General features: G+C 68.8%; 13 protein-coding genes. 7 read left to right on the plus strand and 6 right to left on the minus strand.

The window, feature by feature from the left end:
• Both NM1_RS11120 and NM1_RS40990 read right to left on the minus strand, forming a co-directional pair.
• Nucleotides 1-1,959: ATP-binding protein (locus NM1_RS11120; protein WP_157123889.1), on the minus strand; the 1,959-nt coding region annotated here is incomplete at its 3' end.
• Between the two features lie 147 nt (nt 1,960-2,106).
• On the minus strand, nt 2,107-2,442 hold the full coding sequence (locus NM1_RS40990) for a WhiB family transcriptional regulator (protein ID WP_169814244.1): 336 nt from the start codon (nt 2,440-2,442) through the stop codon (nt 2,107-2,109).
• Between the two features lie 256 nt (nt 2,443-2,698).
• On the opposite strand from NM1_RS40990, the gene NM1_RS11125 reads away from it, so the two are divergent.
• Entirely contained in the window at nt 2,699-3,049 is a 351-nt protein-coding gene (locus tag NM1_RS11125) for a hypothetical protein (protein ID WP_068017766.1), read from the plus strand.
• Nucleotides 3,050-3,210: 161 nt separating this feature from the next.
• A complete protein-coding gene (locus NM1_RS11130) occupies nt 3,211-5,757 on the plus strand; it encodes a winged helix-turn-helix domain-containing protein (RefSeq protein ID WP_068017769.1) in 2,547 nt (848 codons plus the stop codon).
• A 13-nt stretch (nt 5,758-5,770) separates the two neighbouring features.
• Here the strand turns inward: NM1_RS11130 and NM1_RS11135 are convergent, their stop codons facing one another.
• The gene (locus tag NM1_RS11135; RefSeq protein WP_174556864.1) at nt 5,771-6,181 is read right to left on the minus strand and encodes a DUF7144 family membrane protein; all 411 of its coding nucleotides are present in this window, start codon (nt 6,179-6,181) and stop codon (nt 5,771-5,773) included.
• 413 nt (nt 6,182-6,594) lie between these two features.
• Here NM1_RS11135 and NM1_RS11140 point away from each other — a divergent pair, with 413 nt between their 5' ends.
• Both NM1_RS11140 and NM1_RS11145 read left to right on the plus strand, forming a co-directional pair.
• On the plus strand, nt 6,595-6,969 hold the full coding sequence (locus NM1_RS11140) for an SHOCT domain-containing protein (protein ID WP_068017771.1): 375 nt from the start codon (nt 6,595-6,597) through the stop codon (nt 6,967-6,969).
• Between the two features lie 7 nt (nt 6,970-6,976).
• Nucleotides 6,977-8,608, plus strand: coding sequence for an MFS transporter (locus NM1_RS11145; protein ID WP_068017774.1), 1,632 nt, complete (start codon nt 6,977-6,979; stop codon nt 8,606-8,608).
• A gap of 6 nt (nt 8,609-8,614) precedes the next feature.
• On the opposite strand, the gene NM1_RS11150 is transcribed toward NM1_RS11145, so the two are convergent.
• Both NM1_RS11150 and NM1_RS11155 read right to left on the minus strand, forming a co-directional pair.
• Nucleotides 8,615-9,187 (minus strand): potassium channel family protein, encoded by a 573-nt coding sequence (locus tag NM1_RS11150; RefSeq protein WP_068017777.1) that lies wholly within the window; start codon nt 9,185-9,187, stop codon nt 8,615-8,617.
• A 75-nt stretch (nt 9,188-9,262) separates the two neighbouring features.
• Nucleotides 9,263-10,129, minus strand: coding sequence for an AraC family transcriptional regulator (locus tag NM1_RS11155; protein WP_084519442.1), 867 nt, complete (start codon nt 10,127-10,129; stop codon nt 9,263-9,265).
• A 137-nt stretch (nt 10,130-10,266) separates the two neighbouring features.
• On the opposite strand from NM1_RS11155, the gene NM1_RS11160 reads away from it, so the two are divergent.
• Nucleotides 10,267-10,743: a VOC family protein gene (locus NM1_RS11160; RefSeq protein ID WP_068017779.1), complete on the plus strand. Its 477-nt coding sequence runs from the start codon at nt 10,267-10,269 to the stop codon at nt 10,741-10,743.
• A 29-nt stretch (nt 10,744-10,772) separates the two neighbouring features.
• On the opposite strand, the gene uvrB is transcribed toward NM1_RS11160, so the two are convergent.
• A complete protein-coding gene (gene uvrB / locus NM1_RS11165) occupies nt 10,773-12,944 on the minus strand; it encodes an excinuclease ABC subunit UvrB (protein ID WP_068017782.1) in 2,172 nt (723 codons plus the stop codon).
• A 381-nt stretch (nt 12,945-13,325) separates the two neighbouring features.
• On the opposite strand from uvrB, the gene NM1_RS42175 reads away from it, so the two are divergent.
• Nucleotides 13,326-13,490 carry a hypothetical protein gene (locus tag NM1_RS42175; RefSeq protein ID WP_157123891.1) on the plus strand — a complete coding sequence of 55 codons (165 nt, stop codon included), beginning with the start codon at nt 13,326-13,328 and terminating at the stop codon, nt 13,488-13,490.
• 148 nt (nt 13,491-13,638) lie between these two features.
• Nucleotides 13,639-14,316, plus strand: coding sequence for a DUF402 domain-containing protein (locus NM1_RS11170; protein ID WP_246011352.1), 678 nt, complete (start codon nt 13,639-13,641; stop codon nt 14,314-14,316).
• Nucleotides 14,317-14,366 lie beyond the last annotated feature (50 nt).

Genomic DNA, 14,366 nt, shown 5'->3' on the forward strand with positions numbered 1-14,366 from the left:
GCCGCGGGCCGCGTGCCGCGCGCGGCACACCAGGTCGGCGGTGTCGCCCGGGCCCTCCGGCGACCGCCGCTCCAGGAATTCCAGTGCGTTCCAGTGCATCCGGCGCTGGCGCAGCGGCGGGATGCTGTTGTAGACGGTGTCCCGGATCAGTGCGTGGTCCAACGTGATTCGGCCCGCCGCGTCGAAGCCGACCAGCCCGGCGGCCGCCGCGGCGTCGATCCCGTCGACGATGTCGCCCTCGCCCACGCCCGACAGCCCGATCAGGGTGTCGAGATCGATCGCCCGGCCCCACACCGCGATGTGCTGCAGCACCGCGAGGACACCCTCGGGTAATCGCTCGGTGCGCTCGCTCAGCACCGCCCGGATGCTCTCCGGTAACGACCCCGACTCTCCCTGTGTCACCATCAGTTTCGATAGTTCCCGGACGAACAGCGGGTTGCCGCCGGTACGGCGATGCAGCGACTGCAGCGCGTCGTCGTCCAGCGCGACGAGCCCGGCGCCGTGTGCGATCTCCCGGGTCCCGGGCAGGTCCAGTCCGGTCAGCTCGACGCGCTCGCTCACCCGGTCCGCCAGTGCCGCCTCGGTGGCCCGCAGCACCGGCGGCAGCTCGGGGCCGCGCGCCGTCACGATGATCAGCACCGGCTCGCGGTCCAGCCAGCTCACCAGCTGCCGCAGCACCTGCAGGCTCGCCGTGTCCGAGCGGTGCATATCGTCGAGGACGATCGCCACGCCGCCCGCCGCCGCGAGTTCCCGGCACCGCTTGGCCACCGCGCGGACGATGGTGAACGGGTCGACCGCTTCGGCGAGGTCCTCCGAAAGCACCGACTCGCCGCCGAATTCGGCCAGGATCTCCCGCCAGACCCAGGCCGCGGGTGCGCTCTCGACCTCGGGGGCCTTGCCGTAGGCGGTGGCCCAGCCCGCTCCGGCCAGGTCGGCGATCGCCGTGCGCACCAGGGTCGTCTTGCCGGCGCCGACGTCGCCGACGACCCAGACCAGGCGGGTCCCGGCGGTCCGCGCCTCGATCGAGGCGGAGGCGATGGCGCCGCGTTGGACCGAGTAGCAGGTGGATGCCTCGGGCAACGCGCCGCTCTGGTCGGCTCCCTCCGAGACGCCTGCGGATCGGGCCGGTGCCGCGGATACCGCTGCCGCCCTCCGGGGTTCCCCGGGTGCGCGATCGGGCACGACGGTGTGATTGAGAAGTGCGAATTCCAGTTCGCTCAGCCTGGGTCCCGGATCGATGCCGTATTCCGACCGCAGATAGTCGCGCACGCGACGCACGGTGGCCAGGGCTTCCACCTGCTGCCCCAGCCGATATTGCGCCAGCGCCAGCAGGCGGGCGGTCTCCTCGCGGCCCGGATATTCCTCGATCTGCTGCCGGAGCACGGCCACGACCTCGCCGACCCGATCGAGTTCCAGGGCCGCCTGCGCCCGCATTTCGACCGCGGTCGCACGCAGGTCGGTCAATCGCGCCGACTCCGCGGTCGCCCACGAGGCCCCGGCGAACGATTCGAAAGCCGCGCCGTGCCAGCAGGAAAGGACCGCGTCGAGCATTCGATAGCGTTCCAGCGGGCCGGGCGGATCACCCGGTTCGTGCACGCGGTCCTCGTATTGCCGCAACAGCGCCTCGAACTGCCACGCATCGACATTTCCGGAGTCCAGCCGCAGTGCGTACCCGCTACCCTCGGAGACCAGAATCTGCGCGGGTGTGCGGGGCCTTCGGCCCGGCTCCAGGATTCTGCGCAAATTGTGGATCTGCACCTGCAATACCGACGGGGCGTGCGGCGGCGGCGACCCTTCCCAGACGTCGTCGACCAACCGGTCCACGCCGAGCGTCTTGCCTCCCGCCAGAACCAGGCGGCCCAGAATCGCCCGCTGCCGGCCCGCGCCGATACGGGCCGACCGGCCGCCGAGCAGGACCTGCAATGGACCGAACACCTGAACCTGTGGATCCGACATCATCACGCGACGCCCCTCCGACCGCCGGGCTAGCAAAGTAAGAATTGTCTGTATAACTTTCCGGTAAATTACCGTTGCGTGCACCCGAAGACAAATCACGGTCTTCGTGACACATCAGCAAACTGATTGAGCGACAACAACATCCACGATTCACCGGGGAATGTCCGCGAAGCCGCAGAGCTCGCAGATCCGGTCGGCCGAATCGGCCGGGACGATCCGCCAGCAGTGCACACACCGCCGTGAACGCCCGCGGCCGATCGCGATCGCACGCAAATGCACGATGCCGTCGCGGTCACCCACCGGCCATACTCCGGCGACTATCCCGCGCGGCGGACCGACCCTCAGCGAATGCCTGGCACAGTCGGCGACGACCGTGCAGCGACGGCAGTGGGCGAGCGCCTGCCGCGGATCTCCCTTCGGCGGCGGTGGCGGATGAAAGATGCCGGGCGCCGCATCGCGGCAAGCCGCCCGTTTTCGCCAGTTCACACGATCACCTCCTGTTCCGAGTCGCGGGCCGAGGTGCCCCGGGCCCATGATCGGACGATTTCGAAAGATCGTTCCCGAATGCCGTCACTGTATTCATCGGGTCGCGACATGTCGCCACCGAATGGAATTACGAAACGACAACGAAATGGCGTGGAAGTCAACCCGAAGTATCGTGGAACCGAGCTTGAAGAACGACGGAAGTAACCCGTCGGATAATCGCCGGAATATGTCGCTACAACCGCAGGAGTCGAGAATTATGGAAATTTCGCACGACCGAATTCGCCGACCGGCCTCGGACCCGGCACACCGTACCGTGATCGCCGGGCTGCTCGGTGTCGCCGAGCGGGTGATGGAGCTGGCGGGTGATCTGCTGATCTACCCCGTGCCGGGTGCCGCCCAGCGCGGTGCCGAGGAACTCGCCGCCGCACCGGAACCGGCGAATCCGGGCTGGTACCGCGACCGGGACGGCGATATCTGGCAGAAGACCGACTCGGGCTGGCGGCTCTGCCTGCAGCGCGGCGTCGCCGTGGACGGCACGATATGGGATTGGAGGGACGGGCACGTGCGCGACTACGGGCCGTTCGTCCCGGTGCCCGTTGCCCGGTAATTCCCTCTCCACATCGACCGCGAATTCGCGCACCGGGGCCGGTCCGAAAGTCCGATGGAATCGCCCCGGGGTCATTCGGGAAGAAATGTGGAAGTGCCCTGCTGAACACTGACTGCGCTCGGACGTCGGCTCGTATCGCGGTGCAGAATTCAGGAGGATAGATGAAAGATTCATCCGTTTCGTCGCATTCGGCGGTCCCGCGATTCGCATTCACGCCGATCCCGCGGCCCGAGCTGTATGTCCGGATCGACGGCCTGGCCGGGCCGGGCGGCCACATCCTGCTGATCACAGGTGCGGCCGGCGCCGGGAAGACTGTGCTGATCGCGCAGTGGGCGGGCGTACATCTGCCGCGGGCGCGGCCCACGACGCGGGTGGGCTGGGTGACGGCGTCCCGCTGCCCCACGATGCCCGGGCTGTCCGGCGCTGTGGCCGCGGCCCTCGGACTCGGGGGCACAACCCACGATGGTCCGGATACCGCTGCGGCGCAGCTGATCTCCGAGCTCGGCACGGCCGGGCATCCGGTGGTGCTGGTGATCGACGACGCGCACGCGCTGACCGAGCCCGCGGCCATCGCGTACCTGCAGCGCATCCTCACCGACGCTCCGGCGAACCTCACCGCGGTGATCTCGGGACGCCACGCTCCGCCGCTGCGCTGGCACGCGGTGGACCTGCACCGGCGTGTATTCCGGCTGCACGCAACGGATCTGGCGTTCAGCGACGTTCGTGCCGCGCAGCTGTGCCGCGAGCAGCACTGCGCTCCGGAGGGCGCGGAGCTCGCCATGCTGATGGGACTCACCCGCGGCTGGCCCGCGCTGGTACGCATTGCGGCGGGCCTCGTGGCCGCACACGACGATCGCGCCACCGCCCTCACCGAACTGGCGGAACCGCCCGCACCGATCGCGCAGTTCCTGACCGACGAGGTGCTTGCGCCACTACCGCAACGGATTCGGCGGTTCGTGCGGACAACCAGCGTTCCGGATGCCTTCACCGCGCCGCTCGCCGGGGCGCTCGCCGGGGAGGACGCCGTGCCGATCCTGCACGAACTGATCCGCCTCGGCTTCCCGATGACCCGCCTCGCCCGCGACGGCGACCTGTGGTTCACCTTCCACCCCCTACTGCGCGCCCACCTGCTCGCCGAGGCCCGGCGCAGCGACGACCTCGACGCGCTGCACCTGGGCACCGCGGACTGCTACCTGTCCGCCGGTATGCCGCGATCGGCGCTGCATCATCTGCTGCGCGTCCCCGCCTCCCCCGAACTACCGGCCTTCCTGCGCGACAACGCGATTCGGATGGTGCTGGCCGGGCACGGCGCCGACCTGTTCCGGCAGCTCGACGGCGAGCCCGGCCGGGCGGACGACCCCCTGCTGCGGGCGCTGCGAGCGGTGGACGCCCTCGAGCGCCGCGATGTCGCCGAGGCGATCGTCCACCTCGACCTGCTGTACCGCCGCCGGACCAGCGGCGAGACGATCGCGCCGAGCGGCTGGACACAGCTGTTGGCCTGGGCCGCGGCGGCAGGAATCGCGCTGGCGACCGGTGTCGGGCTCGCCGAATTCCGTCTCCCCGAACCGGTCTGCGCCACGGGACAGCCGGATATCGACGGCTACGCGGCCGTCGAATTCGGGACGGTCCTGCTCTCCCGCGGCAACGTCGACGCGGCGGAGCGGCAGTTTCGGCGCGGGCTGGCGATGGCCGACTGCGCGGGCAACGCACCCCTGCGGCTGCGGGCCGCCGTGCGGCTCGCCACCACCGCGGTGACACGCGGGACGGCCGCCCGGATGCGGGAATTCGCCGACCTCGCCGTCGTGATCGCCACCCGGCACGGGCTCGACGACACACCGGAAGCCGGTCGCGCACAGCTCATTTCGATGTATGCCCGCTACCTGCGCGGCCAGCCGGTCGATCGCAGGATCGTCACCGCCGCGGCGGCGCGGCAGCCAGGGCAGTCCTTCGAGGTCATCGTGCATCTGCTGGAGTTCGATCTCGCCGACGACCGGTTCACCGCGGCCGAGACCCTGCGGCGCGCCACCGTCGTCCTGCTGCGCACTCCGCTGGCGCTCCCGGCGGTGGCCGATCGGCTGCTCCCGCACATCGTCCGGGTGCTGCTCGACGTCGATGCCACCCATTCGGCGCGGCTGCTGATCGAACAGGCGGGGGCGGTACTCGGCTCCGGCCCGACGCTCGCGCGCGCGGTGACGGCACTCGCGGACCGGCCGGGCACGGCGCGGACGCTGATCGAACCCCTCCTCGCGACCGCCGATGCGGCACGACCGCTCCCCACCGTCTCGGCGTGGCTCGTCGAGGCCGTGGCACAGGCCGCGCAGGGCAATCCGCGCCGGGCACACGACGCCCTCGCCCGAGCCGTCCGATACGCCGCGCCCGATCATCTGGTGCGGCCGTTTCTCGACGTGCCGGGCGCCGGAGAGCTGCTCGATGCGCACATCGGAACCCTCGGGCACGACAACGATTTCGCCGCCACCGTGCGCCGCCACCCCGCGCTCCATCGCCGCCACCGGCCGCCGGGGCTGACCGCGACCGAGCTCACGGTCCTGAACCTGCTGCCGTCGGGGCGGACCGCCCAGCAGATCGCCGACCTGCTCGGCGTCTCGATCAACACGGTGAAGACCCACCTGCACGGGATCTACACCAAGCTCGGCACCAGCTCCCGCGCCGGCGCCCTCGATCTGGCGCGCCGCAGCGGACTGCTCTGAGCGGCAGCGCATTTCAGCGCGTCTGCACGTGCCAGGTCGCGACGGCCCAGATGACCACGACGTCGAGCACGAGAATCACGATGGACCAGGCCGGGTAGTACGGCAGCGACATGAAGTTCGCGATGATCGACAACGAGGCCACCAGCAACGCGGCGATCCGGGCCCACGCGGTGCCGCTCATCAGGCCGATGCCGGTGAGCGCCAGCACAATTCCGACGGCGATGTGGATCCAGCCCCATGCGGTGGTGTCGAACTGATAGACGTACTCCACCCCGACGAAGTACAGCTGATCGGCGCCGACGGCGGAGATGCCCTGCAGAATGTCCAGTGCGCCAACGGTTATCAGCAGAATCGCCGCAGCGAGCACGCCGCCGGGCACCTCCGTGCGATGTGCCTCCGGCTCGATATCCGACGCGTATGTCATGGTCGAACCCCTTCTGTGCTGTTGAAATACTGAAATATTGAAATACTGCGCGGACACTCAGAAATATTGCGCGGGCACGCTGTGAGGAACGCTTGGTAGCGCGCGCCGACTGTTCGCGCGCGCCGGGATGTGTGGCACACGCCGGATGTGTGGCACGCGCCGGATGTGTGGCACGCGCCGGATGTGTGGCACGCGCCGGATGTGTGGCACGCGCCGTCATGTGGCGCGATGCCCTACTCGAATCGTCCGCGCTCGGGTCGTGATCCGCCTCGTCCGTACCGGATGAAAACAAATGAAGCCGACGGGATTTCGGCGTCTCGGCGGCCGCGCCGGAGAAGTCATCCGCAGCGCATGAGGACACAGGGGACCTGGGCGGGGAGGGTCGTATTCACCGCACGGAAGGATTGCCGAAAATGTCATTCTGGGACATCGTCTGGTTCATCGTTCTCGGCCTTTTGCTGGTCGTCTACCTGATGCTGTTGTTCTCGATCATCGCCGATCTGTTCCGGGACCACGAGCTGTCGGGCTGGCTGAAGGCGCTGTGGGTGTTCTGCCTGATCGTATTTCCGTTCGTCACGGCATCGATCTATGTGGTCACGCGCGGCAGCTCGATGGCGGGGAGGTCCGCGGCGGCAGCACTGAAGCGTCGTGAGGACGAGGCCGATTACATCCGGCGCGTGGCGCGCGGCGATGCCACGGACCCCATGGCCGAGGCGAGAAATCTGCTCGACGACGGCGTGATCACCGAGGAGGAATTTGCCCGGATCCAACGACGCACACTCGGCTGAGCACGGCGTGGAAACATCCGCGACGCAGCGACCGCCGGCCGCGCGCCCGGTGCTGGCCGTCCTCGCCTCCGGCCAATTCCTCATGACCCTCGACAGTTCCGTGATGAACGTGTCGATGGCGGATGTCGCCGCCGACCTGAACACGCCCATCACCGGGATCCAGGTCGCGATCACCCTGTACACACTGGTCATGGCGACATCTATGATCACCGGCGGACGAATCGGCACCCGGCTCGGGCGGCGCCGAGCGTTCGGGGTCGGGCTGGTCGTCTACGGGGCGGGATCGCTGACGACCGCCCTCACCCCGAATCCGGCCGTGCTGCTGCTGGGCTGGTCGCTGCTGGAGGGACTGGGTGCGGCGCTGATACTTCCCGCGATCGTGGCGCTGGTGGCGGCCAACTTCCCGGGGCCTCGGCGGTCGGCTGCCTACGGCATGGTCGCCGCGGCGGGCGCCATCGGGATCGCCGCCGGACCGCTGATCGGCGGCACCGTCACCACCTACGCGTCCTGGCGGTACGTCTTCGCCGGGGAGGTCGTGCTGGTGGTCGTCATCCTGCTAGCGCTGCGGCGGCTCGCGGACGTGTCACCGACGGATGCCCGGATGGATCCCGTGGGGACGCTGCTGTCCGTGCTGGGCCTGGGAGCACTGGTCTACGGCGTGCTGCGGGCGGGCGAGTGGGGCTGGGTGCAGGCCGCACCGCAGGCACCCCGGATATTCGGGCTGTCGCCGGTGATCTGGTTGATCGTCTCGGGACTCGTTGTGCTGTACGGATTTCTGCGCTGGGAGTCGCGGCTCGCCGCACGCGGCCGCGAGCCGCTGGTCGACCCCGCGCTGCTGCGGAACCGTCGGCTCACCGGCGGGCTCGGGTTGTTCTTCGCCCAGTTCCTGGTGCAGGGCGGGGTGTTCTTCACCGTGCCGCTGTTCCTGTCCGTCGTGCTCGAGCTCAGCGCCGTCGAGACGGGCCTGCGCATCCTGCCGCTGTCGATAGCGTTGGTGCTCACGGCGATCGGCATTCCCAGGTTCGCGCCGCGCGCCGGTCCGCGCCGCGTCGTCCGCCTCGGCCTGGCGGCCATGGTCTGCGGGATCGTCGTCCTGATCGCGGGTCTCGATCCCACCGTGGACGCCCGCGTGGTCACCGTCCCGATGATCCTGCTCGGGCTGGGTCTCGGCGCCCTGTCCGCGCAGCTCGGCGCCGTCACCGTCTCGGCCGTACCGGACAGCCGCAGCGCCGAGGTGGGCGGGCTGCAGAACACCGGGACCAGCCTCGGCACCTCGGTGGGAACCGCCCTGATGGGGTCGGTGCTGATCGCAGCCCTGACGACCTCCGTGCTGGACGGGATCACCGGCAACCCCGCCGTACCGGAATCGGTTCAGCAGCAGGCGACCACGCGCCTCACCGCCGGTGCGCCGTTCGTTTCCACCACACAGCTGCAGCAGTCGCTGGGTGCCGCCGGTGTCCCGGCGCCGACCGCGCAGGCGATCGTCGAGGCCAACGCCGATGCCCGGCTGTCCGCGCTGCGGGCGGCGCTCATGGTCGCGGCGGTGTTCGCCGTGCTGGCACTGTTCGGCACCGGGCGTCTTCCCCGCGCCCCGGTCGGCGGGCGGCAACATTCGGGAGGTGAGCCGCGCCGATCGTGATCGGGTTCAGCGATCTCCGGTCGCGGCGCGATCACGCAGCTGCCCGCGCCGAATGTGCACCGAGGCAGTGAGCAGCCGAACTGCGAGTCCTAGCAGTATCAGATTCCCGATCATCTGCGTCAGCACGATCGCCCGCGACGACTGTGCGGTCGCTACGATATCGCCGAATCCGACCGTGGTGAATACGGTGACGCAGAAATACAGCGCGTCCAGCCGAGTCAGGGGTGCGTTGAATGTGTCCGGCTGCTCGGCCAGCAGGAAGTACGCAACGGCATATCCGACGAGATAGCAGCCGAACGTGGCCGCCAATGCCTCGACCGCCTGCGCGAACGGATATTCCGCCCGCAACACCTTGCGAATCTGCCACGCGCACACCACCGCCACCACGACCCCGCCGATCGCCACCAACAGTATCGCCGAGAATCCCGAGATATGGCGGAGGGGCAGCACGAAGTAGGCGGTCACCAAAACCGTTGTCGTGCCCAGCGGACGGAGCAGCGCGCGGCGCAGCGGGCGACGATCCGGGGGCTCCGGAGAATTGCGCTGTGTTTCGGATCGCGATTGCTGTGGTTCCGACATCGATTCGACTTTCCGACGGCGCGGTGTAAAGCAGAACCTCCTGATCCACGCTACTCCCCGGGCCGTCGGATGATGTCATGAACCAACTGCGGTGCGCGCGTACTCCAGCGGGGGCATTCCGACCTCCTTGGCGAATTCACGGGAGAAGTGCGCCTGGTCGAAATAGCCGAGGTCGATCGCGAGGGCCGCCAGGTCGTCGGTGCGGCCGTCGGCCAGCAGCTGGGCGCCGTCCTGCAGGCGGTAGCGGCGCAGCACCCACTTCGGGCCCGCGCCCACATATCGGCGGAACAGCCGCTGCAGGGTGCGGATCGGCACATCGAATCGCTCGGTCACCTGGTCGACGCGGGTCAAGTCGCGGTCGGACTCCATCGCGGCGACGATGCGCAGCAGCGATCGGTAGGACTCGTCGGCGGGCGCGTGGCGGGCCGCCTCGGTGAAGAAGTCCTCGACGATATCGCGGCGCCCCTCGAGGGTCGCTTCGGCCAGCACCTTCTCGCTCAGCCCCACCGCGGCGGGCAGCACCTCGGTGAGTTCCACCGCCGTATCACGGAACGAACCGACCTCGAGCCCGGTGAAGGCGCCGAAGCCGCCGACCCGGAACTTCAGCGCGAATGTCTCCCCCTCCCCGGCCAATTCGCGGGTGAACTTGCTGGTGCACACGCCGTTGACCCATGCGCCGCAGCGGGTATGGCTGCGTTCGAAGGTGACGTTGACGCACGGAAACGGCAGCACCTCGGCCACATACGGCGGGCGGCCGCGCAGGTCCCAGCGCACCGACCAGTACCACTCGACGAACCGGGACAGCTCCGGTCCGGCGGGCAATCGTTGCAAGGTGCGGTGCCGCGCCTGCTCGCGCGGATGCAGGATACCCTTGGCGACCTCGGGCGGCGGCACCGGAATAAGTTCCGGCGCAACGTCTTTCGCCCGGGACTGCGAAGTCATCCGCATCGGTCACCATCCCGCGCCGACCGGTGGCCATCCGTGCCACCGGTGCCGTGCCGATCGGCGTCCCCACGAAGGCAGCACGGCTGTCGCGTTCTTCCAAGACCCCTACGGCGCCGCCGACGAGAGTGGATGGCATGACGAACACCGACACCGTGAACCCCATCCCCGAGGGCTACCACTCCATCAACTGCTTCCTGGCCGTCCCCGACGGCAACAAGGCCATCGAGTTCTACGCCGCCGTCTTCGGCGCGGAGGTGCTCAGCCGCAACGACCTTCCCGACGGGCAGCCCGCGCACGCCGAACTGAAGATCGGCGACTCGACCGTCCAGGTCGGTATGCCGGTGCCGGAGCACGGGGTGCAGGCGCCGAACGGCGACTGGGTGCACACCAGCATCGTGCACTACTGCCCCGATGTGGATGCGGTCATCGCGCTGGCCCGCGAGCACGGCGCCCACAGCGTCGACGACCCGCAGACCTTCGTCACCGGCGACCGCTACGGTGCGGTCAACGACCCGTTCGGCCATCGCTGGGTGTGCATGACGCGCGTCGAGGACGTGCCGCGGGAGGAAGCGGAGCGCAGGGTGAACGAGTGGATGGCCACCCAGGCCTGAGCGATGCCGGCCGGCGTGGGTCACACCGCTCATTTCAACCCGGCCGCATCCATCCCGCGCAGCTCCTTCTTCAAATCCTGGATCTCGTCGCGCAGGCGGCCCGCCAGCTCGAACTGTAGTTCGCGGGCGGCGTTCATCATCTGGTCGGTGAGCTCCTTGACCAGGTCGGCGAGTTCGGCGCGCGGCATGCTCTTGATATCGCGGCCCTCGTACACACCGGCGCTGACGGCGCGCCCGGGTTCGCCCTGGGCGCGCCGGCCGCGGCTGGCGTTGCGGCCGGAGCCACCGACCTCCACCTCGGTCTCGTCGGCCTCCTTGTAGACCTGATCGAGGATGTCGGCGATCTTCTTGCGCAGCGCGCGGGGCTCGATCCCCTGCTCCTCGTTGTAGGCGATCTGCTTGGCGCGGCGGCGCTCGGTCTCCTCGATGGCCTGCTGCATCGAATCGGTGATCTTGTCGGCGTACATGTGGACCTCGCCGGACACGTTGCGCGCGGCGCGGCCGATGGTCTGGATGAGGCTGGTGGCGCTGCGCAGGAAGCCCTCCTTGTCGGCGTCGAGGATCGCGACCAGCGACACCTCGGGCAGGTCCAGGCCTTCGCGCAGCAGGTTGATGCCGACGAGGACGTCGTACTCGCCCAGCCGCAGCTGCCGCAGCAGTTCGACCCGGCGCAGGGTATCGATCTCCGAATGCAGATACCGCACCCGGACCCCGAGCCCGAGCAGGTAGTCGGTGAGGTCTTCGGCCATCTTCTTGGTGAGGGTGGTGACGAGGACGCGTTCGTCGCGTTCGGTCCGCTCGCGGATCTCGTGCACCAGATCGTCGATCTGGCCCTTCGTCGGCTTCACCACCACCTGCGGATCGACCAGGCCGGTCGGGCGAATGACCTGCTCGACGAACTCGCCGCCGGTCTGCCCCAGCTCGTACGGGCCGGGCGTGGCCGACATGTAGATCGTCTGCCCGATGCGGTCGGCGAACTCCTCCCAGGTGAGCGGCCGGTTGTCGACCGCCGACGGCAGCCGGAAGCCGTACTCGACCAGGTTGCGCTTGCGCGACATATCGCCCTCGAACATGCCGGCGATCTGCGGCACGGTCACATGGGACTCATCGATGATGAGCAGGAAATCCTCGGGGAAGTAGTCGAGCAGCGTGGCCGGGGCCGATCCCGCCGGGCGCCCATCGATATGCCGCGAATAGTTCTCGATGCCGGAGCAGAACCCGACCTGGCGGATCATCTCCAGGTCGTACTGGGTGCGCATGCGCAGCCGCTGCGCCTCCAGCAGCTTGCCCTGGCGCTCCAGCTCGGCCAGCCGCTGCTCGAGTTCGGTCTCGATATCGGCGACGGCCCGCTCCATCCGCTCGGCACCCGCGATGTAATGGGTGGCCGGGAAGATGCGCAGGTTGTCGACCTGGCGCACCACATCTCCGGTGAGCGGATGCAGGTAGTACAGCGCCTCGATCTCGTCGCCGAAGAATTCGATGCGTACCGCGAGCTCCTCGTACGAGGGAATGATCTCGACGGTGTCGCCGCGCACCCGGAAGGAGCCGCGCGTGAACGCCATGTCGTTGCGCGTGTACTGGATGTCCACCAGCAATCGCAGCAGCCGATCGCGGTCGACCTCGCCGCCGACCTCCAACTGCACCGAACGGTCCAGATACGACTGCGGCGTGCCCAGGCCGTAGATGCACGACACCGACGCCACCACCACCACGTCGCGCCGGGACAGCAGGTTCTGCGTGGCCGAGTGCCGCAGGCGCTCGACGTCGTCGTTGATCGAGCTGTCCTTCTCGATGTAGGTATCGGTCTGCGCGATGTACGCCTCGGGCTGGTAGTAGTCGTAGTACGAGACGAAGTACTCCACGGCGTTGTTCGGCAGCATCTCCCGCAGCTCGTTGGCCAGCTGCGCGGCGAGCGTCTTGTTCGGCGCCATCATCAGGGTGGGGCGCTGCATCTTCTCGATGAGCCACGCCGCCGTCGCCGACTTGCCGGTACCGGTGGCGCCGAGCAGCACCACGTCCCGCTCCCCGGCCGTGAGGCGGCGCTCCAGTTCGGCGATCGCGGTCGGCTGGTCGCCCGCGGGGCGATGCTCGCTGACCACCTCGAACCGGCCGTCGGCCCGCTCGATCGCACCGATGGGCCGGAACTCCGAATGCGCCAGCGGTGTGTTCCCCTCCGCGGGGACTTCGGTTGCGAAAGCCATGCCAACCAGCCTAGGACGAGCCACCGACAACAAACAGCCGAGCGCGCCGTCCAGCCCGACACGCCCGGGCAACGCATATCTGCCATATGGAATGGATCACAGCCGCGGCGTCCATGGCACTTGTCATACGCTCCGCCCCGGTGCCACGGCACCGGGTGCGGCACACTTCCGGCGCACTCACTCGTCCGACACACACTCGCCCGGACCCGGCCCGCGGTGCGCGGCGGACTCCGGCTCCGGACGCCCTGCCGGGCAACCGAACCCACCCGAGGGACGGCGCAGCGTCGCGGGCGGAACCGCCGAAAGCCGTGCCGAGATCCCGATTTCCCGCGAACACGACGGGAAGACGATGTACCACAGCGCAATTCGAGGCCGAACGGAGTGGGGCAGACCACCCGCGACAACGACCGTGGCCACCGGTACCGGTGCGGTGAGCGGCCCGCCCCCACCGTCGGCGGCGCACCCGCCGAGCAGCCGCCCGCGGCGATAGCCAGCCCCGCCCGCCACCGCCGGGACCTGCCCCGCCCCACGTCGGAGCAGCCCTGACGGTTTGTCCGAATTGTCCGGCGCTACAACGGCATTCACAATTCTCAGCAAATATATGACATGACATTATTCACCAGCGCTGGTTCGTCTTCGAGCGATTGCCCGGGTGTAATCTGATCCGGTCCAAGACGTCGAGAGGACGGGTGTCATGGCCGTTTTGCCTGCACTACGTGTCACACGGCCCGCGGTCACCGATACCGCGGAGCGGACCGTACGCGGCCCGCGCAGCACACGTGAGGGATTCACCGAGCACAACGGAGTCGCAGCCATTCAGACGAGCAACAGCAGACCCGATCCGCATCCCGACGCCGACGGATCGACCCCGGCGCACCGGCCCCATGTCGAATACTTCGATCTCGCCGATCTCACCCTCACCGACCCGCGCGGTTTCGTCCACCCGGTCGAGCGCTATCACGCCGAACCGTGGGGCCTGTACCTGATGCGCGCTGCCGACGCACCGCCGAACCGCTACACCGAGACCTGGCTGCTGCCCAAGCTGGCGATCCGGGTCGGCATGCAGCACGTCAACGCCGCTCACGACCGCGATCCCCACTATCACATCAGGCTCGGCGAGTACGCCCGGATCGAGCCGAAGCGGTGGGCGGCCTACGACCACTACATCGACCTGGTCGCTCGCAACGGCCGTCCCACCGAAATGCACGGCATCGCGGAACTGCTCGCCGCCCACGCCGCCGACTGCATCGACGCCGCGCAGGCGCAGCACATCATCGAGCACGCCAACGCCGTCGCCGACGGGATCGCCGCGCACGGCCGCAACGTCGAACGCTGGCTGCGGTCCCACGGCATCACGCTCACCTGGCTGTAGGACGCGCCCCGAGATCACCAACACCGAGAACCCGGCCGCGATCCTGGGTA

This window comes from Nocardia mexicana NBRC 108244 (genome assembly GCF_001613165.1).
In the GTDB taxonomy this organism is placed as follows: Bacteria; Actinomycetota; Actinomycetes; order Mycobacteriales; family Mycobacteriaceae; genus Nocardia; species Nocardia mexicana.